The organism is Pseudoduganella lutea (assembly GCF_004209755.1).
GTDB classification, from domain to species: domain Bacteria; phylum Pseudomonadota; class Gammaproteobacteria; order Burkholderiales; family Burkholderiaceae_D; genus Rugamonas; species Rugamonas lutea.
The window spans coordinates 2486614-2511523 of sequence record NZ_CP035913.1 but is presented as its reverse complement, the minus strand read 5'-3'; the positions used below and the strand labels follow the sequence as shown (position 1 = coordinate 2511523).

At 66.2% G+C, this 24910-nt stretch carries 15 protein-coding genes; 11 read left to right on the top strand and 4 right to left on the bottom strand.

Annotated elements, in window-relative coordinates:
• The first annotated feature begins 38 nt into the window (after positions 1–38).
• From EWM63_RS32340 to EWM63_RS10575, 5 genes are all read left to right on the top strand, one after another.
• Positions 39–5837: a beta strand repeat-containing protein gene (locus tag EWM63_RS32340; protein WP_130186484.1), complete on the top strand. Its 5799-nt coding sequence runs from the start codon at positions 39–41 to the stop codon at positions 5835–5837.
• 50 nt (positions 5838–5887) lie between these two features.
• Positions 5888–9007: a calcium-binding protein gene (locus tag EWM63_RS10590; RefSeq protein WP_165390792.1), complete on the top strand. Its 3120-nt coding sequence runs from the start codon at positions 5888–5890 to the stop codon at positions 9005–9007.
• Entirely contained in the window at positions 8893–11781 is a 2889-nt protein-coding gene (locus EWM63_RS10585) for a beta strand repeat-containing protein (RefSeq protein ID WP_371861241.1), read from the top strand. The genes EWM63_RS10590 and EWM63_RS10585 overlap by 115 nt, the downstream gene beginning before the upstream one ends.
• Before the next feature lie 98 nt (positions 11782–11879).
• A complete protein-coding gene (locus EWM63_RS10580) occupies positions 11880–13100 on the top strand; it encodes a helix-turn-helix domain-containing protein (RefSeq protein WP_130186481.1) in 1221 nt (406 codons plus the stop codon).
• A gap of 50 nt (positions 13101–13150) precedes the next feature.
• Complete coding sequence (locus EWM63_RS10575) at positions 13151–13831, top strand: Vgb family protein (protein WP_371861240.1); 681 nt, start codon at positions 13151–13153, stop codon at positions 13829–13831.
• Here the strand turns inward: EWM63_RS10575 and EWM63_RS10570 are convergent.
• Positions 13828–15051, bottom strand: a complete 1224-nt coding sequence (locus EWM63_RS10570; RefSeq protein WP_130186479.1) for a glycosyltransferase — start codon at positions 15049–15051, stop codon at positions 13828–13830. The two genes, EWM63_RS10575 and EWM63_RS10570, sit on opposite strands and share 4 nt — an antisense overlap.
• The gene (locus EWM63_RS10565) at positions 15052–15555 is read right to left on the bottom strand and encodes a nuclear transport factor 2 family protein (RefSeq protein WP_130186478.1); all 504 of its coding nucleotides are present in this window, start codon (positions 15553–15555) and stop codon (positions 15052–15054) included.
• 114 nt (positions 15556–15669) lie between these two features.
• Here EWM63_RS10565 and EWM63_RS10560 point away from each other — a divergent pair, with 114 nt between their 5' ends.
• The 6 genes from EWM63_RS10560 (at position 15670) to EWM63_RS10535 (ending at position 22573) form a co-directional block, all read left to right on the top strand.
• Positions 15670–17373 carry an NYN domain-containing protein gene (locus tag EWM63_RS10560; RefSeq protein ID WP_130186477.1) on the top strand — a complete coding sequence of 568 codons (1704 nt, stop codon included), beginning with the start codon at positions 15670–15672 and terminating at the stop codon, positions 17371–17373.
• 133 nt (positions 17374–17506) lie between these two features.
• Positions 17507–18358, top strand: a complete 852-nt coding sequence (locus EWM63_RS10555) for an MOSC domain-containing protein (RefSeq protein WP_130186476.1) — start codon at positions 17507–17509, stop codon at positions 18356–18358.
• Between the two features lie 10 nt (positions 18359–18368).
• Positions 18369–19466 (top strand): GGDEF domain-containing protein, encoded by a 1098-nt coding sequence (locus EWM63_RS10550; RefSeq protein ID WP_130186475.1) that lies wholly within the window; start codon positions 18369–18371, stop codon positions 19464–19466.
• Positions 19467–19491: 25 nt separating this feature from the next.
• Entirely contained in the window at positions 19492–20589 is a 1098-nt protein-coding gene (locus tag EWM63_RS10545; RefSeq protein ID WP_130186474.1) for a TonB family protein, read from the top strand.
• A complete protein-coding gene (locus EWM63_RS31745) occupies positions 20564–21328 on the top strand; it encodes a TonB family protein (protein ID WP_165390791.1) in 765 nt (254 codons plus the stop codon). Before EWM63_RS10545 ends, EWM63_RS31745 begins: the two co-directional genes overlap by 26 nt.
• A 168-nt stretch (positions 21329–21496) precedes the next feature.
• Positions 21497–22573 carry a TonB family protein gene (locus EWM63_RS10535; protein WP_130186473.1) on the top strand — a complete coding sequence of 359 codons (1077 nt, stop codon included), beginning with the start codon at positions 21497–21499 and terminating at the stop codon, positions 22571–22573.
• Here EWM63_RS10535 and EWM63_RS10530 read toward each other — a convergent pair.
• Both EWM63_RS10530 and EWM63_RS10525 read right to left on the bottom strand, forming a co-directional pair.
• Complete coding sequence (locus EWM63_RS10530; RefSeq protein WP_130190316.1) at positions 22570–22893, bottom strand: YnfA family protein; 324 nt, start codon at positions 22891–22893, stop codon at positions 22570–22572. The two genes, EWM63_RS10535 and EWM63_RS10530, sit on opposite strands and share 4 nt — an antisense overlap.
• Before the next feature lie 8 nt (positions 22894–22901).
• The gene (locus EWM63_RS10525) at positions 22902–24875 is read right to left on the bottom strand and encodes a monovalent cation:proton antiporter family protein (RefSeq protein ID WP_130186472.1); all 1974 of its coding nucleotides are present in this window, start codon (positions 24873–24875) and stop codon (positions 22902–22904) included.
• Between the last annotated feature and the right edge of the window lie 35 nt (positions 24876–24910).

Below are 24910 nucleotides of genomic sequence, written 5' to 3'. Positions count from 1 at the left end.
TAGACCGCCCGCAGTCATGGAATTCGGGGCCGCACACCGTGACGGCGCGTGGCGACGCGGGCGACGATCTGTTCGACATCGTGAACTCGATCGAGGGCGACATCATCGCCATTTCTGGCGGCGCGGGGCGCGACACGGTCCATTTCGAGCGGGTCGGGCGCGGCATCGCCACCATCACCGGTTTCGCCACCGGGGCCGGTGGCGACTGGATCGATCTGTCGGCCGTGGTGGAACACATGCTTTACCAGGGATATTCGGGCGGCAATCCGTTCGCGCCAGGCGGCCCGTTCCGGCTGTCGCAGTCGGGTGCCGATACCGTGATCGATGTAATGCAGGACAACGGCATATTCTGGCGAATGATCGTGCTGAAGAATGTGCGCGCCACGGCGCTGACGGGCGATAATTTCGTCGGCGGCTACCTGCCGGACGGCAGCGTGATGCCGGGGCTGGTATTGGCCGGCGACGGAAACGGCAATTACCTGGGCGGCGGGATCAACGACGACAGCATCACGGGACTCGGCGGGGGCGATGTGCTGGACGGCTCGGGCGGATCCGACACGCTCGATGGCGGTGGCGACAACGATTCCCTGTCGGGTGGCGGCGGCAACGACCTTCTGCTGGGCGGCAGCGACGGCGACGACTTGCGCGGTGGCGCAGGCAATGACAGCCTGCTGGGAGGTAGCGGCGCCGACAAGCTGGAAGACGGCACGGGCGCGGACAGCATCGATGGCGAAGGCGGCAACGACGTCATTACCGTTACGCTCGATGGCGTCACCGACACCGTGCTTGGCGGCGACGGCAACGACACCATCACCATTCTGGCCGTGTCCGACTCGCGTACTGCCGGTGCCATGATCGTCGACGGCGGCGCGGGCGCCGATGTCTTCGTGCTGGCATCCGCTGGCGGCACCCTGGCCTTGCGGGGCGGCGAGGGGCGGGATACCTACCAGCTCGGCAGCGATTCCCGCAACACCATGATCGCGATCGCCGATTTCGCGACCGGTCCGGGCGGCGACGTCTTCGATGTCAGTGACCTGTTGCGCAAATATTCCGAAGCATACGACTACCCGGGCGGCAATCCGTTCGACCCGGCACACCCTTTCGTGCGCCTCGTGCAAAGCAACGCGGACACCCTGCTGCAAGCCCGCCAGGGTAGCGGTGCGGAAGCGCCCTGGTACACGCTGGCGCGACTGGAGAACACCCTTGCGACCGCGCTGACGGCCGACAACTTTAAGCAGGGCCTGCATCCCGATGGCAGCGCCGTGGCCGGCATCGCATTCGCTGGCGATGATGGTAAAGACTGGCACGAGGGCACCATGTTCAACGATACGTTGAACGGCAACGGCGGCAATGACACCATGATGGGCGGGCCGGGGGGCGACGTGCTGGATGGCGGCGCCGGCGACGACTTGCTGTCGGGCAATGCCGGTGACGATACGCTGGCCGGTGGCGCCGGGAACGATACGCTGAGCGGCGACAACTCCCGTTTGGACGGCGGGGATGGCGCGGACAGTCTCAGTACCGTACTGAGCCCGGGTTCCCGCCACCAACTGGCAGGTGGCGCGGGCGACGACTTGCTCAAGATACGGAGCTACCGGGCAAGCACCGGAAGCATGGTCGAAGCGGATGGGGGCGCTGGTGCGGACGTGTTCGTGCTGGAGACCGACAATGCTGCGTCGATCGTACTTACGGGCGGCGGCGGCGCCGACAGGTTCATGTGGCCGCCGACCGGCTTCGACGGCACTTTCGTCATCACCGATTTCGGTGCGGATGACGTGATCGACATCGAGATGATGGTACTCGGGGCATACGCTTACTACGGGCAGGGCGGCAACCCGTTCGCCACAGAGGGCGGCATGCTGCGTGTCATGCAGCAGGGCAGTGACACGCTGGTCCAGCACCGCGCAGTCGGCAGCGAGTTCAGGACGGTCTTCACGTTGCGCGATACGGACGCGACCAGCCTCACGGCAGCCAATTTCTCGGGCTACAGCCCGGATGGTGCCGGGGTGCCCGGCGAGGTGCTGAGCGGCACCGGCATGTTGAAAGGCACTCTCCGGGACGATACGATCACCAGCGGTGCGGGCAACGACAGCGTGTTCGGCTCGGGTGGCAATGACCTGGTGCACGGCGGCGGCGCGGTCGATACGCTGGAAGGCGGTTATGGCAATGACACGCTGCATGGCGACGAGGGCAACGACTGGCTGATGGGCGATGCCGGCAACGACGTGCTGCATGGCGGCGTCGGTAACGACACGCTGGGCGGCGGTCATGACATGCTGAATGGCCAGGATGGCGACGACCTGCTCGATGGCGGCGACGGCAACGATTCGATCCGCTCCAGCGCGGGCACCGGCACCGACACCGACACACTGCGCGGCGGCGCCGGCGACGACTTCCTCGTGGCATCGACGAATGCCGTGCTTGAAGGCGGCGACGGCAACGATACGCTGTCCACCCACGACGACTACTCGTCACGGCCGTCGCCGGGCATTACCATGACCGGCGGCGCGGGAAGCGACCTGTTCATCCTGGAAAACATGGTCTGGTGGAAAGGCGTGACCGCGCTCACGATCACCGATTTCGAGGCCGGCCCCGGCGGTGACCGGCTCGATTTTTCGGGCCTTCTCTGGTCGTCGGCCCACTGGACGGATCCGTTCTCGCACGACTTCCGCTGGGTACAGGACGGGAGCGACGCACTGCTGCAGAGGAGCGACGGTCTCGACACTTACATCACGAGGATCATCCTGCGCAATACCGATGCCACGCAGGTCGGCCAGGACAATTACGTCGGCATCACACGACAAGGTTCGGGCATGCTGGACGGCACGCCCGGCCGCGATTCGCTGACCGGTTCGGACAATTTCGACCACCTCGATGGAGGTCTCGGCGTCGATACGCTGGTGGGCGGCTCAGGCAGCGACCAGTACACCGACATGAATGCCGAAGACGTGATCGTGGAACTGGCGGACGGCGGTTTCGACACGGTCATCACCGGCGTGACGTACACGCTGCCGGATGAAATCGAGCGTGGCGTGCTGGACGGCGCGGGCACGTTGACCGGCAACGCCAAGGACAATTTCCTGACGGCGCTGACAGGTGCCGCCACGCTGGCCGGCGCGGGCGGTGACGATGGCCTGGCCGGCAGCGCGGGAGACGACCTGCTGCAAGGTGGCGATGGCAACGACACCCTGGAGGGCAACGCCGGCGACGATATGCTGGAGGCGGGCACGGGACACGACAGCGTGGTGGGCGGCGGCGGCAACGACACGCTCGTGCTCCTGGGCGCGCTGGCCGATTATTCGGTGCGCGGCACATCGCTGGGCGTGCACCTGGTGAACGCGGCAACGAACGAGGACATCATCGCCGACAACATCGACTGGCTGCGGTTCACCGATGGCGCAAGGCGCGTGACCGAACTCGTGCCAGGCACCGAGAGCGGCGACGACATCACGGGCACTGACGGCAACGACACGCTCGACGGGCAGGGCGGCGCAGACACGATGCACGGCGGCGCCGGCGACGATACCTACATTGTCGACAACGAAGGCGACGTGGTCGAGGAAGACTGGAGCGACCTGGCCGATACGGTGCAGATCGCCTTTACCAAAGCGGGCAGCTATGTGCTGGCGCAAGGCGTGGAAAATGCCGTGGTCACCGCACCGGACAATATTGCCGTCGCCATCATCGGCAATGGGCTCGACAACGGGCTGACCGGTAACGGCGCCGCCAACCACCTGGCGGGCGGCACGGGCTGGGACACGCTCGACGGCGGTGCCGGCAACGACACGATGGTCGGCGGCGACGGGTATGACGTCTATTTCGTCGATTCCCAGGGCGATGTGGTCATCGATACGGATGACGGCATGGTCATCGTCGAAAACCTGGCGTCGTACACGCTGGGCGCCAACCTGCACGACTTGCGGTACTGGGGTACCGGTGCATTCACCGGCAAGGGCAATGCACTCGACAACACATTGCAGGGCGGGTCGGGCGACGACAAGCTCGACGGCGCCGCGGGCAACGACCGCCTTTACTCTTCGCTGGGCAACGACACACTGCAGGGCGGCGTCGGGAACGATACGATGACCGTGCGCAAGAGCACCGGCAACATGCTGTTCGACGGCGGCACCGGCACCGATGTCGTGGAATATGCCTGGAACCTGGCGGAAGTCCGCATCACGCGTCCCGCCGAAAACGATGTGCTGGTCACGCACATCGCGACGGGCGCCACGATCCTCGCCCGCAATGCGGAAAGCTTCCGGTTCGCCGACACCACGCTCTCGCTGGCCGCTATCCGCGCCGCCGCTGCCGGCCCCGGCGCCGACGCACTGAAGGGCACGGAAGCCGGCGACTATCTCGATGGCATGGGCGGCAACGACCAGCTGTGGGGCTTTGGCGGCAACGATACCCTCGATGGCGGCACGGGTTCCGACAAGCTGGCTGGCGGCATGGGCAACGACACGTATGTCGTCGACGCGACCGGCGACAAGATCACCGAACTGGCCGGCCAGGGCACCGATACCGTCAGCACGAAGCTGGCGAAATACACGCTGGGCGCTCATCTCGAGAATCTCACGTACACCGGCACCACCGCATTCGCCGGCACCGGCAACGCATTCGACAACGTGATCGCCGCCGGCTTCGGCAACGACACGATCGATGGCGCGGCCGGCAAGGACCGGTACGTGATCGACGGCGATTTTGCCGACTTCCAGCGCCAGAGCCCGAACGATAAGGATCTCGTGCTGGTGAAGGGCACGCAGAAGATCACGCTGAGGAACATCGAAGAGGTGGAGTTCAGCGATGGTGTCAAGACGCTGGCCCAGCTCCAGGTCAACGTGGCAAGCCAGGGCAATGACACGCTCACCGGCACCGATGGCGATGACCAGATCAACGGCCTGGCCGGCGCCGACCAGCTCACGGGCGGCAAGGGCGACGACGCCTACTTCCTCGACAACGTGGGCGACACCGTCATCGAGCTGGCGAATGGGGGCATCGACACGGTCAACATCGGCATCGCGGCAAAGCTCACTTACACGCTCGGCGCGAACATCGAGCACGCGACGATCACGTCCACCGCGGTAATCCACCTGGTGGGCAATGCCGAAGACAACACGCTGACCGGCAACGCCGCCGCCAACATGCTGACCGGCGGCGCGGGCAACGACACCCTCGTCGGCGGCAAGGGCAACGATACGCTGGACGGTGGTGCCGGCGACGACGTGTATTCCGTCGACGCGGCCGGCGACAAAGTGCTGGAAGCGGCCGACGGCGGTTACGACATCGTCGAAACGACGGCCACGAAATACACGCTGGCAGCCAACGTGGAGGAACTGCGCTTCACGGGCAAGGCCGCGTTCACAGGCATGGGCAACGCCCTGGATAACGTCATCCTCGGCGGAACGGGCAATGACAAGCTGACCGGCGGTCTTGGCGCCGACACGTTCGTGATCGGTGCCGGCAACGACACGATCACCGATTTCGTCAGCGGCACCGACCATCTCGCCGTTGCTGGCAAGATCGGCAACGGCAACCTGGTCATCGACGATGCGGCGATCCGCGATGCGACGGGCGGCTTCTCGTCCGACGCAGAACTGGTGATCTTCACGCAGAACGTGTCGAGCCTGACGACGACCAATGCGGCCAAGGCCATCGGCAACGCCAGAGAGGCCTATGCAAAAGGGGACACGGCGCTGTTCGCTCTGCACAGTGGCAACACCACGGCCGTGTACCTGTTCACCAGCAGCGACAACGATGCGGTAGTGAGCAAGGGTGAGCTGCAGCAGATCGCCACGCTGACCGGCGTGCAGCTCGTTTCCGTCGACGATTTCCATTGATATCCATGGGCGAGGCACACCTCGCCAGTTCAAACGCTACCGTTCATCGCATGACACCATCCAACGTCCCGCCAGGGCAGACCTTTTTCGTCCGCCTCACTTCCTATCCCGATATCATCGATCAATTCCGTACCGGAACCGGCGGCGACCGGATCGACCTGTCCGAGGTTTTCCGCCTGCGTTATGCCAGAGAAGACGGCACCAATCCCTTTGCTGAAGGCGGGGAGCTGAAACTGGTCCAGCGCGGGGCCGATACCATCCTGCAGTGGGCGCTTTACGGTGACTTCACGGACGTTCTCGTCCTGCGCGAGGTGTCGGCCGGTTCGCTGGTCGCCGACAACTTCGTCGGCAAGATCGCACCGGACGGATCCCCTGTGCCCGGCGCCAACTGGCTCGGCACGAACGAAAGCGAAACGTTATCGGGTTCGGAGTTCGCCGATACTCTTTCCGGCATTGGCGGAAACGATGACCTGCGTGGCAGGGGCGGCCAGGATGTCATCGACGGCGCGGATGGGAACGACACCATCGTCGGCGGCTGGGGGAGCGATACGCTGCGTGGTGGTGGCGGAAATGACTACCTTGTGGCTGGCAGGGAGGGAGCGTACGGCCGAACCATTCTCTTTTCGAACAGCCTCGTAGGAGGCGAGGGCAATGACACGCTGATCGCGGAAGGTGTGCGCGATACGCTCGACGGCGGCAGCGGCGACGATACGCTCTACATCGATGGCCACGGCATTGTCGCCAGCGGCGGCGCCGGGAGCGACACATTCATCGTGCGCACGACGAAAGGCATGGTGTATCAGCTCGATGGCGAAGAAGGCAGGGATACCTATGTCTATGACTTGCGGAGCTTCTATCACCCCTACGACGGGGGGAGCGTCGTCGTCACCGGATTCCAGGCCGGCGCGAACGGTGACGTCGTGGACATCGAAAAAAGCCTCGCATATGTCATCGGCAACGACAATCCTTTCGGTGATGTCCGCTTTGCCCAACTGGTCCAGCAGGGCAGCGACGTGGCGGTGCAATTCGATTTCGACGCCGGTGGCGACCGGTTCGGGATGGACACGGTTTTCCTTCTGAAGAACGTCGCCGTGGCAAGCATCACGGCGGAAAACCTGGGCGGCATTGCACCGGATGGCAGCCCTGTTCACATCGTGCGCCATGGAACGGACGGTAACGATTATTTATATAACGCCCACTTCAGGACGGACCTCCATGGTGGTGCGGGTGATGACACCCTGGCCGGCGGCATGGGCGACGCGCGCCTGTATGGCGAAGCCGGCAACGACATTCTCAATGGCGGAAGTGCCAGCACACTGATGGATGGCGGCGCCGGAAACGATACGCTCGGATCCTGGAGCAACGGGTCCACCATGCTTGGCGGCACAGGCAACGATCAGCTGAACATCGGAGAGAGTGCTGTCAGCGTGGATGGCGGCGACGGCGACGATGTACTGACCGTCGATTACCGGCTCAACTATTCCTGGCAAAAGCAGATCACTGTGTCGGGAGGCGCTGGCCGCGATACGTTCATTCCCGGCTGGAATACCAATGGCACCTTGCCCGTCTTTATCGCCGATTTCGAAGCGGGGACCAACGGAGATCGTATCGATCTCGGGATGCTGCTGACCTCGACACACTATCCGCATGGCGCTGTTGGAGAAAACCCGTTCTCGCCTGCCGCCGGCATATTGAGGCTAATTCAGGACGGTGCGGACACCCGGCTTCAGGTCGGCGGACCGCGGTGGTCCAGCACCAGCTGGGAAACCATGCTCGTGCTGGAGAACGTGCTGGCGACCGACATCACAGCGGCCAATTTCATTGGCGCGATTTCTCCCGATGGTTTGCCGGTAACGGGCATCGCGTTGACCGGAACGGAATCCGGTGAAACGCTGGAGGGTACCTTCTTCGCCGATACACTGGCGGGCCTGGCAGGCGACGATTGGCTCGATGGCGAGACCGGCAACGATTCGCTGGCAGGGGGTGCGGGCAACGACACGCTGTTCGGCGGCGGTGGGGCCGATACCCTGCTCGGCGGTGAAGGCGATGACCGGCTGTACGACACGGCGAACCGGGATGGCGAGCAAAGCATCGATGGCGGTGCGGGTAGCGACTCGATTCACTTCGAGACGGGCCGGGCGACCGTAAGAGGCGGCGATGGCGACGATACATTCGTCATTGGCATCCAGACCGGTGCCGTGGTGACGATGAATGGCGGCACGGGCCGCGACACTTTCCAGCTCATCGGCGACTCCGTCATTTCCTTTGGTCGGCCCTCCTTCCAGGGCACCATCCGGATCGACGACTTTGCTCCCGGCCGGGATGGCGATGTGATCGACGTGGTGAAAGTGCTCGACCGGATGCTCGGAGTGCAGTACTTCGGCGACAATCCATTTCAAACAGGTACCCTGCGCCTGCTGCAACAAGATGCCGATGTCGTATTGCAGTGGCAGCAGTACTCCTCCTATGCAACGGTGCTGACACTGGTCGGGGTATCGCTCGCGGACCTCGTCAACGACAACTTTGGCGGACTGGCAATCGATGGCGCACCGATGCCGGGGCAATTGGTCCTGGGCGACGGAACAAATGAATATCTTGGCGGTACGTCGTTTGCCGATACGATTGCCGGCGCCGATATCGGCGAATACCTCCATGGCCAGGCCGGCAGCGATTCACTGCTGGGGGGCGGTGGCGATGACGATCTTTATGGTGAACTGGGCAATGACTATCTCGACGGCGGTGCCGGAAAGGACCGCCTCGAAGGCGGTGCAGGAAACGACACGCTTGCCGGTGCCGCCGGCGATACCCTGTCTGGTGGAGACGGCGATGACCGCTATGTTCTCTCCGAGCGGGGCGCCCTGATCGATAACTACCGGGACGACGGGCGGGATACGGTGGAAGTGCGCTTCACTGGCGCATTCACGCTGGCCGAGAAGATTGAAAACCTGGTGGCCGGCGCCACCGGGCCGGTTCAGCTGACGGGCAATAGTGGCGCCAACAGCATCACCGGTGCCGCGGGCAACGACATGCTCAATGGGGGGATGGCGCCGATACGCTGGATGGCGGGACCGGCAGCGACACACTCAAGGGCGGCACCGGCGACGATGTCTACGTTATCGACAGCCGCACCGACGTCATCGTCGAAACCGATGGCTATTGGAACGGCGTAATCACTTCGCTGGACAGTTTCGTGCTTACCCAGTATTTGGGCAGCCTGCGCTACACGGGAGCGGGCAATTTCACCGGTACCGGCTCGGCAAACAGCAATCGGCTGGAAGGCGGTGCGGGCAACGATACGCTGGCTGGCCGCGATGGCGGCGACAGGCTGGACGGCGGCGATGGTGACGACAGGCTTTCCGGCGAAAACGACGATGATGGTCTTGACGGCGGCGCTGGAAACGATACGCTCTCCGGCGGTGAGGGCGGAGATAACCTGCGCGGCGGTGATGGCGAGGACTTGCTGGATGGCGGCACTGACATCGATTATCTGAACGGCGGGAAGGGAGACGATGTCTACTTCGTCGATCAATTCTCCGATCGCATCGTCGAAGACGCCGATGGCGGCGTTGACGAGGCAAGGATGACGTTCAGCCAGAACGGCCTGTATCTGTTGTCCGGTAATGTGGAACATGGCACGGTGGTCTCGGGCGCGGCAACGAAGCTGTATGGCAATGAGCTGGCAAACCGGCTGAAAGGAGCGATGAACAGCGATACGCTGCTCGGCCTGCATGGCGACGACACACTCGATGGCGGCGCAGGTGCTGACCAGCTCGAAGGCGGGGAAGGCAATGATGTCTACATCGTCGACACCATCGGCGACAGGATCGTGGAAGCGGAAGCAGGTGGTGACGACAAGGTCGTGACGACACTGGCTGCGTTCAAGCTCGGTGCAAATATCGAATACCTGGCATATACGGGTACAGGCCGGTTCAGCGGCACTGGCAACGACCTTGCCAACGTGATCGCGGGCGGCAGCGGAAATGACACGATCGACGGCGCCGGCGGAGCGGATACCTTCGTTGCCAGCGGCGCTTCTGGCGACTATACCTGGCAGCGGCCGAACGCCACCGATGTCATGCTGGTCAAGGGCACGCAAAAGATCACGCTGAAGAACATCGAGCATGTTCGTTTCAGCGACGTCCTGCTGACCCTGGCTGACATGCTCGGCGATCTCGCCTCCGCAGACAACGATATCCTGGCCGGCACAAGCGGCAACGATACACTGGACGGGCTGGCCGGCGCGGACGAAATGAGCGGCGGCGCGGGCGACGACTTGTACGTGGTCGACCAGACGGGCGATACGGTCAGGGAGAAAGCAGGCGAGGGCCGTGACACGGTGCATGTGGCGCTGACGAAAGGCGCCTATGTGCTGGCGGCGAATGTCGAGGATGCGAAGGTCACCTCGACCGGCGCGACAGGCATCACCGGCAATGACCTCGATAACGCGTTGGCCGGCAACGCCGCCGTCAACGTGCTGACTGGCGGTGCCGGCAACGACGTCCTCGATGGCGACAAGGGCAACGATGTGCTGGCTGGCGGCCTGGGCAACGACATGTATGTCGTCGACGCAACCGGCGACAAGGTCACCGAACTGGCCGATCAGGGCACCGATACCGTCTCCACCAGGCTGGCGAAATACACCGCGGGCGCCAACATCGAAAACGTGACGTATACGGGCACCACCGCTTTCGCCGGCACCGGCAACGCCCTCGACAACGTGATCGCCGCCGGCTTCGGCAACGACACGATCGATGGCGCGGCCGGCAAGGACCGGTACGTGATCGAGGGCGATTTCGCCGACTTCCAGCGCCAGAGCCCGAACGATAAGGATCTCGTGCTGGTGAAGGGCACGCAGAAGATCACGCTGAGGAACATCGAAGAGGTGGAATTCAGCGACGGCGTCAAGACGCTGGCCCAGCTCCAGGTCAACGTGGCGTCGCAGGGCAACGACACGCTTACCGGCAGCGATGCCGCCGACCAGATGAACGGCCTGGCCGGTGCCGACCAGCTCACGGGCGGCAAGGGCGACGACACGTATTTCCTCGACAATGCGGGCGACACGGTCATCGAGCTGGCCAACGGCGGCATCGATACCGTCAGCATCGGCATTTCGGCCAAGATGACCTACACGCTGGGCGGCGAGATCGAGCACGCGAAAATCACGTCCGGCGCGGCGATCCACCTGGTGGGCAACGGCAAGGACAACACGCTGACGGGCAACGGCGCCGCCAACATGCTGACCGGTGGCGCGGGCGACGACCGGCTGTTCGGCGACAAGGGCAACGACACGCTGGACGGCGGCGCCGGCAACGACTTTTATTCCGTCGACGCGGCGGGTGACAAGGTACTGGAAGCGGTGGATGGCGGCTACGACATCGTCGAGACGACCGTGGCGAAAACCACGCTGGCGGCGAACGTGGAGGAATTGCGCTTCACAGGCAAGGGCGCGTTCACCGGTATCGGCAATGTGCTGGACAACGTGATCGCGGGGAGCACCAGCAGCGACAAGCTGACCGGCGGACTGGGTGCCGACACGTTCGTGATGGGCGCGGGCAACGACACGATCACCGATTTCGTCCGCGGCACCGACCATCTCGCCATCGCGCGCAAGATCGGCGATGGCGACCTGGTCATCGAACAAGTGGCGACACCCGGCGTCACGGGCGGCTTCTCGTCCAAAGCGGAACTGGTGCTGTTCACGCAAAACGTGACCAGCCTGTCGACGACCAGTGCGGCCAAGGCGATCGGTAGCGCCAGCGAAGCCTATGGGCTCGGAGAAACGGCGCTGTTCGCGCTGCATACGGCCAGCACCACGGCCGTGTACCTGTTCACCAGCAGCGGCAACGATGCGGTGGTGAGCAACGGTGAACTGCAGCAGATCGCCACGCTGACCGGCGTGGCAACAATCGATGCCGGGGACTTCGGCCTGTCCGCCTTCGCGTAGGCAGCGTAACCTGCCTGGCATGATCGAAGGGCGGCCCGGGAAACCGGGCCGCCCTTTGTGTTCCCGGGGCGGTGCGCGGCCTGGTGTAGCCTCTCGGGATGGACTCCCTGATTTCCGCCGCGGCGCGGGCGCTGGCCGCCGGCGATCCGCTTGGCGCATTGAACCGCGTCGCCCTGCGCGGCGACCCGCCGGCACTCGCCCTCCGGGGTATCGCCATGGCGCAGCTGGGCGAACATCGGCGCGCGCGCGAACTGCTGCGGGCCGCCGCGCGTGGTTTCGGTGCCCATGAGGCACTGGCAAGTGCCCGCTGCGTGGTGGCCGAGGCGGAGGTGGCGCTGGCCATGCGCGACATCGGCGGCTCGCCGCGGCCGCTCGCGCTGGCCACCACCACCCTCGATACCCATGCCGATCATGCCAATGCGCTGCAGGCACGCCTGATTGCCGCGCGTCGCTTGCTGCTGTTGGGGCGCCTCGCCGATGCGGAGACGGTGCTGGCGCAGCTCGATGCCCGCGGGCTGCCGCCGGCGCTGGCCGCCGTCGCCGCGCTCACCACGGCAGAACTGGCGCTGCGCCTGCTGCGCATCGATGCGGCGCGCGGCGCGCTGCACCAGGCGCAGGCGGCTGCATCGCACGCCGGCATACCGGCCCTGCTGGCCGAGGTGGGGGAGGCGTGCGCGGCGCTCGAGCGCCCGGCCGCCCGCCGCGTGGCTGGCGGCGCATCGCACATGCTGCGGCTTGGCGAAGTGGCAGCCTTGCTGGCATCGGACACGCTGGTCGTCGATGCCTGCCGCCGCGGTCTCGGTGCCGGCGGCGTGTGGCGGCCGCTGGCGCGCCGGCCGGTGCTGTTCGCGCTGGCGCGGGCGCTTGCCGAAGCCTGGCCCGGCGATACGAGCCGGGAAGCACTGATCGCGCGCGCCTTTCGCATCCGGCGCCCCAACGAGACCCACCGGGCGCGCCTGCGGGTCGAGATCGGCCGCGTGCGCGCGCTGGCTGCCCCGCTGGCGGACATCGTCGCCACCGGGCGGGGTTTTGCCTTGCAGCCCCGCGACGGGCGCGGCCTGGCCTTGCTGGAGCCACCCATCGATGGCGACGGGGCATCGCTCGTGGCATTGCTGTCCGACGGTGCGCCCTGGTCCACCTCGGCGCTGGCGCTGGCACTGGGGGCGAGCCAGCGGACTGTCCAGCGCTCGCTTGCCGCACTCGAAGCCGGCGGGCAGGTGCGCGCGGTCGGCGGCGGGCGGGCACGCCGCTGGCTGGCACCGCCGCTGACGGGATTCACGACGATCTTGTTACTCCCCGCCGCGCTGCCGATTCGCTAGAGTGGTTTCGCGGCGCCCCTTCGCGGTGCCTTACCTGGAGGTGAAAAATGATGAGCGAAACCTTGAGCAGGAACGAGCTGGAAGCCGGCGGCCAGGCCGCCGAGATCGTCCGTGAATATGGCCCCTTTGCCGGCGCCGACACGATCCACGGCGTTACGCACGACGGCACGCAGGTCTGGGCCGCCACCGGCGCCAGGCTGGTCGCCTTCGATCCGCGCAGCGGCGCCGTGGCACGCTCGATCGAGCGGCCGGGCGACGCCGGTACCGCGTTCGACGGCACCTACCTGTACCAGATCGCCGAAGCGCGGATCGACAAGATCGATCCCGCCAGCGGCGCGGTCGTGGCGTCGATTCCGGCGCCCGGCGATGGCGGCGACTCGGGGCTGGCCTGGGCCGAGGGCAGCCTGTGGGTGGGCCAGTACCGCGGCCGCAGGATCCACCAGATCGATCCCGATACGGGGGCGATCCGGCGCACCATCGAAAGCAACCGCTTCGTCACCGGCGTGACGTGGGTCGACGGTGAGCTGTGGCATGGCACCTGGGAAGGCGATGCCAGCGACATCCGCCGTATCGATCCGCACACCGGGGCCGTGCTCGAACGGCTGGACATGCCCCCGGGCGTTGGCGTGAGCGGGCTCGAATCCGATGGCGCGGACCTGTTCTACTGTGGCGGCGGCGCCAGCGGCAAGGTGCGCGCCGTACGGCGCCCGAAAGTGGCGGCGCCCGCTTAACCCAGCACGAAGCGCTTCTGCGCCGGCAGGCAATGCCGGCGCAGGTCGTAGCCATCGACGATCGTCTGCCGTGCCGCCACGCGCAGGTGCGCCAGGCTGTCGCGGCGCGCCAGCGTATCGGCGATCGTTTCCGCCAGGGCGCCATGGTCGAAGAAGTCCGTCAGCAGGCCGTTGTGGCCATGTTCGATCACTTCCTGCAATGGCGCGGTGCGCGAGCCCACGATCAGGCAGCCGGTGCTCATGGCTTCCATCAGCGACCAGGACAGCACGAACGGGTACGTGAGGTAGGTGTAGACGGCCGATACCTGCATCAGCTGCGTGAGCAGCGCATGGGGCAGGCGGCCCACGAAGTGCACGCGGCTCATGTCCAGCCGCGGCATCACCTCGTCGCGGAAGATCGCCTTCCACGTCTTGCCTTGCGGCGCGGCGGCACCATAGCTGACACTGTCGCCGCCCACGAGGACCACCCGCGCATTCGGCCGCAGGCGCTGCAGTTCGGGCAGCGCACGCATGAAGATGTGGTAGCCGCGGTAGGGTTCCAGCTGGCGCGAGACGAACGTGACCACTTCGTCGCCCGGCTTCAGCGTGAGGCCGGCGCCGGTCAGCGATACGCGCGCGTACGCATCGGGGCGGAAGCGGTCGGTGTCGATGCCGTCGTGGATCACGCTGATGCGGTCGCGGAACCATGCCGGATGGCGGTCGGCCTGGAACACGGTCGGCGACAGGCCGGCATCGGCCTCGGCCATCGCGTGCAGCAGGTGGGTATTGCGCAGCCGTAGCCGCTGCAGGCTTGCCAGGTCGGGTGGCGCGGAGAACTCGGGATCGAAATGCGAATCGCCGCCCTCGGCGCCGTAATAGTATTCGGCGTAGATCAGCAACCGGGCCCGCGGGAACACGTCCTTCACGTACAGCGCCTCGCCCCAGCCGGGGTGGGCGAACACGATATCCGGGGTGAAGCCTTCCGTTTTCAGGCGGTGCAGCGTTGCGCCGGCCGATTCGCCGCGCAGCACCTTGCTGTACAGGTCCTTCAGTTGCGCGGCCTGTTGGCCCGCGTCCGCCGGCACGCGCGCGTGGTGCACGAAATAGCGCACGCCGGGCAGGCGCTCGGCATGCTCGGCCATGCCGAGCGCCACCACTTCATGGCCGTCGGCCGCGAGCGCGGGCGCCAGGTGGCGGAACTGGCCGGGAAAGTTCTGGTGGATGAAGAGGATGCGTGCCACTTATTTGCCTTTTGCTTCAAATTCCGCGATCGCCTTCGCGAACCCGCCGACCAGCGCGTTCGGCACCGCCAGCGACAGCTGGTAATGCTCGACCAGGAAACCCTTGCCCGTGTTGCGCAGCACGCCGCTGGCCTGGCAGGTGCCCATCTGTGTGCTCAGCTGTTCATCGAACCACACATAGCGCCGGTCGGAGGAAAAGTACACATTGCGCTTCTGCGCGGTGAAAGCCCATGCCTTCTTCGCGTCGAAATACGGTTTCGCCCATGCCTTGAACTGGTCGCGCGTCCATACCTCGGTCTTGTCGGTGCCGATGTACACGCCGTTCGGCGCGATCTTGTCGAAATATGCCGGGCGGGCATGGGCGGCATCGTCGTGCCAGCCGTCGACGAAGGCGTTGACCTGTTGCGTGAATCCGGCGGCATCCGGCAGCTGCGCGTGCGCCGGGGCGGCAACCAGCGCCACGGCGGCTGCCGCGGCGGCGAAAGTGGTGGCCAGTGGCCTCATCGGATCCTCCTGTCGGGTAAAACGGCGAGAATACATCAGTAGCGCACGGCGTGCGAGGCGGCGGCAACGCTGGCTGTATAATCGGCGGCTCCACCGCTACCCCCCAAGAGACTCATGGCTTCATCCAACGATAATGTCAGCATGGCGCTGTTCTGCGACTTCGAGAACGTCGCGCTCGGCGTGCGCGACGCGAACTACGAAAAATTCGACATCAAGCCCGTGCTGGAACGCCTGCTGCTCAAGGGTAGCATCGTGGTCAAGAAGGCTTACTGCGACTGGGACCGCTACAAGGCGTTCAAGAGCCCGATGCATGAAGCGAACTTCGAGCTGATCGAAATCCCGCACGTGCGCATCTCCGGCAAGAATTCGGCCGACATCCGCATGGTCGTCGATGCACTGGACCTTTGCTACACGAAGGCCCACGTGAATACCTTCGTCATCATTTCCGGCGATTCCGATTTCTCGCCGCTGGTGTCGAAGCTGCGAGAAAACAACAAGAAGGTGATCGGCGTGGGTGTCAAGGATTCCACGTCCGACCTGCTGGTCGCCAACTGCGACGAATTCATCTTCTACGACGACCTGGTGCGCGAAAGCCGCCGCCAGCGCCGCGACGTGCGCGACCAGCAGCAGCCGAAGCGCTCGCCGGAAGAGGAAAAGAAGAAGCGCGACGAATCCGAGAAGCGCCGCGCCGAAGCGCTGGACATCGCCTACGAAACCTTCGATGCCCTCATTGCCGAGCGTGGCGACAGCGGCAAGATCTGGGCTTCGGTGCTGAAGGAAGCGATCAAGCGCCGCAAGCCGGACTTCAACGAGGCGTATTACGGCTTCCGCACCTTCGGCAACCTGCTGGAGGAAATGAAGGCGCGCGGCCTGCTCGAATTCGGCCGCGACGAGAAATCCGGCGCCTATGTCTACCGCAGCAGCAATGCGGCGCTGCCGGTGGTCGAAGTGGCCGATGTCGACGCGGCGACCGAAGCCGTGGTGAGCACGCAGGAAGCAGCCGACGCGCAGGATAAGCGCGAAGGGCGGCGTGGCCGCGGCAATCGTGGCGGGCGCAATCGCCGCAACGGCGTGCCTGAAGCGACGGAAACCGCGGCACCTTCCGGGCCGTGGGGCGCGCGCAGCGACGCGGGCAGCCAGGAAGCCGGGGAAGCCGACGACGAGGTGGTCGACACCGCGACTGACGATGCAGGCAATGCTGCGGCCAACAACATGGCTGACGACGTGGCCGAAGACCTGGGCGAGGAAATTGCCGACGGCGCCGATCTGGATGCGGACGAACTGGCGGTGGCGCTCGAATCGGCCGCTGCCGATTACGCCAGCGAGCTGGCTTCCGCCGAGCAGGCGCTGGAAGAAATGGCCCGCGAAGTCAAGGAAACGCGCCGCGCCCGGGCTGCCGGGCAACTGACGGCGGCCGAGCAGGCGGCCAAGGCCCTGGCCGAACTGCATGCGGAAACGGACGCTGCGCCGGAAGCCCAGGCGGAAGACGACGCCGAAGCCGAAGCACCGGCCGAGGCGGAACCGGCGCCTGCCAAGCGCAGCCGTACTCCGGCACGCAAGCTGGCGGCGGCGAAGAAGCCCGCGCGGTCCAGCAAGGCGAAAGCCACGGCGGAGCCGGCCCCTGCACCGGAGCCGGAACCGGAAGCCGAGGCGCCACAAGCGCCGGCACCGGCAGCCGAGGAAAGCCCCGCGCCGCTGGAGCCTGCCGAGCCGGCCGGCGAGGCGGCACCGCAACCTGCCAAGAAGCCGCGCACGCCTTCGCGCAGCAGGCTGCCGCGCAAGCCGAAGAGCAAGCCCGAGGGCGACAGCGAAGGCTGACCTCCTCCTCTCCTCCGAATGGCCGGCCGTTGCCGGCCATTTTCGTTTCCGGCCGGTGCCGCGACCGCGGCAATTTACTGCCGCCTGCTTTGCTGCCATACTGCGCGTCACAGAAACTCATGGCGGCTGGTCGATGGCGATCCTTTCTGAAATTACCCTGTATCCGGTCAAATCCTGTGGCGGCATTGCGCTGCGGGCGGCAACGCTTACGCGCGCCGGCCTGATGTCCGAGCAGATCTATGATCGCGAATGGATGGTCGTCGACGCGGCGGGCGCCTGCCTGACCCAGCGCGAGCATCCGAAAATGGCACTGATCGCGCCGCGCCTCAAGCTCGATACGCTCGAACTGCGCGCGCCCGGCATGCTGCGCCTGGAAATCCCCCTCGGCCTGCCCGATCCCGAAACGGCGCCCACGCTGACCGTACAGGTCTGGGATCACACCCTCAAGGCCTATGACTGCGACGCGCTGACGGCCACATGGTTCAGCAACTACCTGGGCGTGCCGTGCCGGCTGGTGCGCTTCCACCCGGATGCGCTGCGGCTCGCCAATCCGGCATGGACCGGCGGTATCGAGGCACCCACGCTGTTTTCCGATGGTTACCCGATCCTCGTCATCGGTGCCGAATCGCTGCGCGACCTGAATGGCCGGCTGGAAGGCGCAGGGCGCGCGCCATTGCCGATGAACCGTTTTCGTCCGAACCTCGTCGTCGACGGTATCGGCGCCTATGAAGAAGACTATGTCGACACCTTCCGCGCCGGCGGTGCGGTGCTCAAGCCCGTGAAGCCGTGCCCGCGCTGCCCGATGCCGTCGATCGACCAGGCCACCGGCGAGTTCGGCCCCGACCCGCTCGATATCCTGCAGGGCTACCGCGCCAAGCCGGAAGTCGATGGCGCCATCTGCTTCGGCATGAACAACATCCTGCTCGATGGCGATGGCGCAACCGTGCGCGTGGGCCAGGAAGTGGACGTGGAACTGGCCTTCTGAACGGCAGCCGATGACGGATCACGAAGACCTGGCGGCCGAGAACCGCGCGCTGCGCGCCCGCATGGCCTGGATGCTGGAGCAGGCCGAGCGCAATCACGACATCATGATGCGGCACCAGGCGTTCGACCTGGAAATCGTGGCCGCCACCAATTTTCCCGAGCTGATCGGCAGGATCTTCGGCTCGCTGCCGGCCATCTCCGAACTGGAAAGCGTGACGCTGTCGCTGGTGGACGAGGGTGACGATATCCGCACCGTGATGGAAAAGCTGGGCGTCGATTTCGCCGCATTCCCGCAGCTGCTGTTCGTGCCGGGCATCGGCCAGCTCACCCTCGGGACCGAAACGAAGCCGCTGCTCGGCGCGCATGACGCGGCGCGCGATGCGCACCGCTTTCCCGGCGCGCCGCCGTTGCAGAGCGTGGCCATCGTGCCGCTGCTGCGCAACCGGCGCGTGATCGGCACGCTGAACCTGGGAAGCGCCGATCCGGCCCGGTTCACGCCAAGCCTGGGCACCGACTTCGTCGAGCACATGGCGTCGATCATCGCGATCTGCCTGGAAAACGTGATCAGCAACGAGATGCTGAAGTACATCGGGCTGACCGATTCGCTGACCGGCGTGTTCAACCGCCGCTACCTGGACCGGCGCCTGCTCGAAGAGATCGCGCGGGCGCGCCGCCAGCACTATGACCTGTCGTTCCTGTACATCGACATCGACCATTTCAAGCGCATCAACGACACGCTGGGCCACCAGGGCGGCGACGAGGTGCTGCGCGAGGTGGCCAGCCGCATCAAGGGCGAACTGCGCGTGTCGGACGCGCTGGCGCGCTTCGGTGGCGAGGAATTCGTGGTACTGCTGATCGATGCGGGCCTGGACAGCGCGGCCTTCGTGGCCGAGCGCATCCGCGCCAGCCTGGCGGAGCCGATGATCGAGCTGCCCGGCGGCGTGAAGGTGTCGATCACCGGTTCGATCGGCGTGGCCTGCCTGGCCGGCGCCGAAGGCGAGGGGCCGGCCGAAGCCGCGGCCACCGAACTGATCGCCCACGCCGACGAGGCGCTGTACCAGGCCAAGGCTGGCGGGCGCAACAGGGTAGTCCGCCATGCCGGTCGCTGAAACCAAGTAAAGAGAGCAGTCGAGAATGCCATTTCCAACCCTGTCGCGGCTTGGCGCCGCCCTTGTTGCGCTGTCCACGATGAGCGGTGTACCCGCACTGGCCGACCCGGTGAGAACGGCCGCCGTCGCCGATTTCACTACCTGCGCCAGGCCCGTATGGCCCAAGGAAGCCCTGCGGGAAAAACAGCATGGCACCGTCACGCTGTCGTTCCTGATCAGCGCGAGCGGTGCCGTGACCGATTCGAAGGTGACACGGTCGAGCCGCTTCCCCTTGCTCGATGTGGCGGCGCTCGAAGGCATCATGAAATGCCGGTTCCAACCGTCCACCGTGGACAGCAAGGCCATCCCGGCATGGGTCCAGATGCAGTATGTGTGGACGCTTGAACCCGCACCGTCGAAGCCGGACGGATTCGACAAGGCCGCGTTGACGGCCCGGGCGGAGCAGGGCGACACGAAGGCCCAGGTGGCGCTGGCGCGCTACTACCAGAGCACGATGTCGGCCGATCGCGATCCGGCGCGCGGCGCGGAGCTGCTGCGCTCGGCCGCCACCGCCGGGGACCTGACCGCGATCGAATTGCTCGCATCGTCGCTGCGGTGGGACTCCACGGTACCGAAGGATCTGGCGCAGAGCGCCGCGCTGTACCGCCGCGGTGCCGAGCATGGCTCGCCGAACTCCCAGAACATGCTGGCGGAAATGCTGCTGCGCGGCGAGGGCGTGGCGAAGGATGAGCAGGCCGCGGAGGACTGGCTGCGCAAGGCGGCTGCGCAGGGCAATACGCCTGCCCAGGTGACGCTGGCATCGCGCCTGCAGCGGCCCGGCGGGGACACCGCCGAGATGATCGCGCTGCTCGATGGCGCGGTCGCCGCGAACGACCCCGTTGCCCAGCGGCTGCTCGGCTGGTGTCGCGAGAACGGCACCGGCGTCGCGCAGGACTATGCCATCGCGGCAGAGCTGTACCGCAAGGCGGCCGCTGTCGGCGACAACCCCGCGAAGGAAGGCCTGGCGCGCCTGTACGAGAACGGGCGTGGCGTGCCGCTCGATGTCGTTGTCGCCGATGCGCTGAAACGCGACGCGGCGAACAGCGCCCGGATACGGCGTGAGGCCGAGAACCAGCAGCGATGAGCAGGGAAGGGAACAGATGACGTATTACATGATGAGGCGTGGTGCCGCCGCGCTGGCGCTCTTTGCCGCCAGCCTGGCGGGCCATGCCGCGGAGCCGGCAAAACCGGTCCAGCCCATGGTCCTCTTCGACCCGTACCAGTGCGAGAAACCGCTGTGGCCGAGGGAATCGCTGCACTTCGAGCAGCAGGGAACGGTCACGCTGGCCTTCCTGATCGATGAAGAGGGCAAGGTACGCGAGTCGAAGATCGCGGCATCGAGCGGTTTCCCGCTGCTGGACGCGGCGGCACGCGACGGCATCGCCAAGTGTCCGTTCGCGCCGGCGCGGCAGGACGGCAAACCGCGGGCGGCATGGATGACGATGCAGTACGTGTGGATGCAGGAGCCGGAGCAGCCGGCGGTCGAGGCGGAGCGGGCCTTTGCTGCCGCCAGCGCGGCGGACAAGGCCGCCATGGCCGCCGCGGCGGAAGGCGGCGTGCCGCAGGCGCTGGAACTGCTGACCAGGGCCGCCGTGCGGGGCAACCCCGCGGCACAGCTGTGGATGGGTGCACGCTACGAAGGCGGCAAGGGCGTGCCGCGCGACTACGAGGCGGCCGTCGTTTGGTATCGCAAGGCGGCAGCGGCAGGCGACAATACGGCCCGGGAGGGGCTGGCACGGCTGTACGAGCAGGGGCTTGGTGTCCCGCAGGACAAGGCGGCAGCGCTGGCGCTGCGCAGGACCGGCACGAGCCAGGCGAAGTAGTTGCAGGCCACGTCGGCCCCGGGGGACTGCTTTCCGACCCGCCTTGGTCCTGCAAGCTATTGTTTTGAAAGTGAAAAACGATTCCCAGGGCTGGCTCCGTTGACGGTAACATGCGTGCATCGAAGACAACCATGCCGCTCGATCCATTACCGCCATCACGGAGATTCCATGCCCCTGACCCGCCTTGCCCGCACGTCCGTATCCATCATCGCCGCGGCCCTGTGCGCCGCGCCCGCCGTGGCCGCCACCACGCCTGCCGTCGCCGATTTCAATACCTGCGACAAGCCCGTCTGGCCCAAGGAGGCGTTACGGCAGGCGCAGCAGGGCAAGGTCACACTGGCATTCAAGATCAGCGAAGCCGGTGCGGTGACGGATTCCAGGATCGTCAAATCCAGCGGTTTCCCGATGCTCGACATGGCTGCCCGCGACGGCATCATGAAATGCCGCTTCGTGCCTGCCACGCAGGACGGCAAGCCGCAGGCGGCATGGATGAAGATGCAGTACGTATGGACGCTGGAAAAAAAGGCGTCCGACCCGGCGGCCGTGGCGGCCGCGCTCGAGGCCGACCGCCAGGCGGCCGAGGGCGGCGATGCGGCGGCCGCGTTGCGGATGGCGAAGCGGTACATGACCACCGCGCATGGCTCGAACGATCCGCACAATCAGGAGCAGGGCGCCTGGTGGCTGCGCAAGGCGGCGGACGGCGGCAATACGCAGGCGATGGAGATCCTCGGGATGATGCTGTTCCACGGCCGCGGCATGGCCCAGGACAAGGCCGATGGTGTGCGCTGGATCGAGCAGGCCGCGGAACAGGGCGCCGCGAACGCGCAGGCGACATATGGCTTCCTGCTGCTGCGTGGCGAAGGTGTCACGAAGAATGAAGCGGCCGGCGAGGAATGGCTGCTCAAGGCGGCGCAGCAGGATCACCCGCAGGCCCAGACCCAGCTGGCGTGGCTGCAGATCCAGCGCGGCGCCGTCGATGCGGGCACGATCGCGCTGCTCGAGCGTGCCGCCGAACGCGGCGAAATGCCGGCCCGCCTGATGCTGGCGCGCTGCTATGAACGGGGAGCGGGCGTCGCGCAGGATCACACGAAGGCCTTCGCGCTCTACGCGAGGGCCGCGGCCAGCGGCAGCTCCGAAGCCAAGCGCGCGCTGGTGAGCCTGTACGACAAGGGTGCCGGCCTGCCGGAAGACCGGCGCGCCGCCAGCACGATCCTCGGGCGCGCCGATGCGCCGGCAGCGAACTAGCCGCGCGGCTGCAGCGCGATGACGGCCATGCCGCCCAGCGCGAGGGCGGCGCCCAGCGCATCCCAGCGCGTCAGCGCAATGCCGTCCACGAAGCGCAGCCACAGCAGCGCCACCGCGATGTACATTCCTCCGTATGCCGCATAGGTTCGGCCCGCAGCCGCAGGGTGCAGCGTGAGCAGCCAGGCAAACAGGGCCAGCGAAGCGGCGGCCGGTATGAGCAGCCACGCCGAACGGCCGCCCTTCAGCACGAGCCAGGGCAGGTAGCAGCCGACGATCTCGGCGACGGCCGTGACGGCGAACAGCAGCGACAGGCGCAGCATCTCCACGGTCAACCCAGCAGCAGCTGTTCGGCGCGCGCCACCGCCTGCGCATTGCCGCGCAGGACCACCACGTCACCCGCTTCCAGCACCATGTCCGCGCCGGCGTCGAGCCGTTCCCTGCCGCGCCGGACCGCCATGATCTCGGCACCGTCCACGTCGATGTCGCCCACGGTGCGGCCCACGCAGTTCGATGCCTGCGTCAGCGTCACCGTGTGCAGCCGCGCCGTTTCGGCGTCGTCGCCGACATCGCTGATGCCGTGGAAGTAGCCGCGCAGCGAGGCGTAGCGTTCCTCGCGGGCGGCCTGCACGCGGTGCACCACCCTGCGCAGCGGAACGCCCAGCATCACCAGCGCGTGCGAGGCCAGCATCAGGCTGCCCTCCATCAGTTCGGGCACCACCTCGGTGGCGCCGGCCGCCTTCAGGCGGTCCAGGTCGGAGTCGTCGTGGCTGCGCACGATCACCGGTAGCGTGGGTGCCAGCTCGTGCACGAGGTGCAGCACCTTCAGCGCCGACGGCGTGCTGGCATACGTGATCACCAGCGCGCTGGCGCGGTAGATGCCGGCCGCAATGAGGCTTTCGCGGCGCGCCGCGTCGCCATACGACACGCTGGCGCCGGCCGAGCGGGCTTCCTGCACGCGGGTGGGGTCGAGGTCCAGCGCCTGGTAGGGAATGCCTTCTTCCTGCAGCAGCGTGGCCAGGCTCTGGCCGCTGCGGCCAAAGCCGGCCACGATCACGTGCTGTTGCGCGGACATCGTGCGGGCCGCGAGCTGCGTGAGGTTCAGCGACTGCATCATCCATTCGTTGCTGGAGAATTTCAGCACCAGCCTGTCGGACTGCTCGATGAGGAACGGCGCCGCCAGCATCGACAGCACCATCGATGCCAGCACCACCTGGACCACGAACGGATCGACGAGTTCCATGCCGCCGACCACGTTCAGCAGCACGAAGCCGAATTCGCCGGCCTGCGCCAGGGCCAGGCCGGTGCGCATCGACACGCCGTCCGAGGAGCCGAACAGCTTGGCCAGGCCGGCGATCAGCGCGAACTTCATCAGCACGGGCAAGACCAGCAGCGCCAGCACGAGCCACCAGTTGTCCAGCACCACGCGCACGTTCAGCAGCATGCCGATGGTGATGAAGAACAGGCCAAGGAGCACGTCGCGGAAAGGCTTGATGTCTTCTTCCACCTGGTGCTTGTATTCCGTCTCGGAGATCAGCATGCCGGCCAGGAAGGCGCCCAGCGCCAGCGACAGGCCGGCACGCTCGGTGATCCACGCCGCGCCCAGCGTTACCAGCAGCAGGTTCAGCATGAACAGTTCCTGCGAGCGGCGCTTGACCACCACCGTGAACCAGCCGCGCATCAGCTTCTGGCCGAAGAACAGCAGCAGCACCAGCACCAGCACGGCCTTGAGCGCCGCCCAGCCCAGCGTGGCCGCCAGGTTGTCCGGATTCTTCGCCAGCGCGGGAATCAGGATCAGCAGGGGCACCACGGCGATATCCTGGAACAGCAGGATGCCGATGATCTTGCGGCCATGCTCCGATTCCAGTTCCAGCCGCTCGGTGAGCATCTTGACGACGATCGCCGTGGACGACATGGCCAGCGCGCCGCCCAGCGCGAACGCGGCCTGCCAGGAAATGTGGATGGCCGGCGGCAGCGCGCTGGCGATCACCCAGCCGAAGGCCATGGTGGCCACGATCGTCAGCACCACCTGGGCCATGCCCAGGCCGAATACGTCGCCGCGCATCGATTTCAGTTTCGGCAGCGAGAATTCGAGCCCGATCGAGAACATCAGGAAGACCACGCCGAATTCGGCCAGCGCATGGGTGGCGTGACTCTCCTCGGCAAGCCCCAGCGCGTTCGGGCCGATCAGGATGCCCACGGCTAGGTAGCCGAGCATGGGCGGCAGGTGGAGCATGCGGAATGCCACCACGCCCAGCACGGCACTGCCTAGCAGAACGAGAGTCAGTTCAAGGGGCGAGAACACGGGAGAGCGCCAATAATGGCCAGGGGCGGGAGGAG

Excerpts from the sequence above, each read along its gene's own strand:
- EWM63_RS10555 (WP_130186476.1), top strand. The coding sequence starts at position 17,507 with ATGGCGATCCTTTCTGAAATTACCCTGTATCCGGTCAAATCCTGTGGC.
- EWM63_RS10560 (WP_130186477.1), top strand. The coding sequence starts at position 15,670 with ATGGCTTCATCCAACGATAATGTCAGCATGGCGCTGTTCTGCGACTTC.
- EWM63_RS10535 (WP_130186473.1), top strand. The coding sequence starts at position 21,497 with ATGCCCCTGACCCGCCTTGCCCGCACGTCCGTATCCATCATCGCCGCG.
- EWM63_RS10580 (WP_130186481.1), top strand. The coding sequence starts at position 11,880 with ATGGACTCCCTGATTTCCGCCGCGGCGCGGGCGCTGGCCGCCGGCGAT.
- EWM63_RS10530 (WP_130190316.1), bottom strand. The coding sequence starts at position 22,893 with ATGCTGCGCCTGTCGCTGCTGTTCGCCGTCACGGCCGTCGCCGAGATC.
- EWM63_RS10545 (WP_130186474.1), top strand. The coding sequence starts at position 19,492 with ATGCCATTTCCAACCCTGTCGCGGCTTGGCGCCGCCCTTGTTGCGCTG.
- EWM63_RS10565 (WP_130186478.1), bottom strand. The coding sequence starts at position 15,555 with ATGAGGCCACTGGCCACCACTTTCGCCGCCGCGGCAGCCGCCGTGGCG.
- EWM63_RS10590 (WP_165390792.1), top strand. The coding sequence starts at position 5,888 with ATGACACCATCCAACGTCCCGCCAGGGCAGACCTTTTTCGTCCGCCTC.
- EWM63_RS10550 (WP_130186475.1), top strand. The coding sequence starts at position 18,369 with ATGACGGATCACGAAGACCTGGCGGCCGAGAACCGCGCGCTGCGCGCC.
- EWM63_RS10575 (WP_371861240.1), top strand. The coding sequence starts at position 13,151 with ATGAGCGAAACCTTGAGCAGGAACGAGCTGGAAGCCGGCGGCCAGGCC.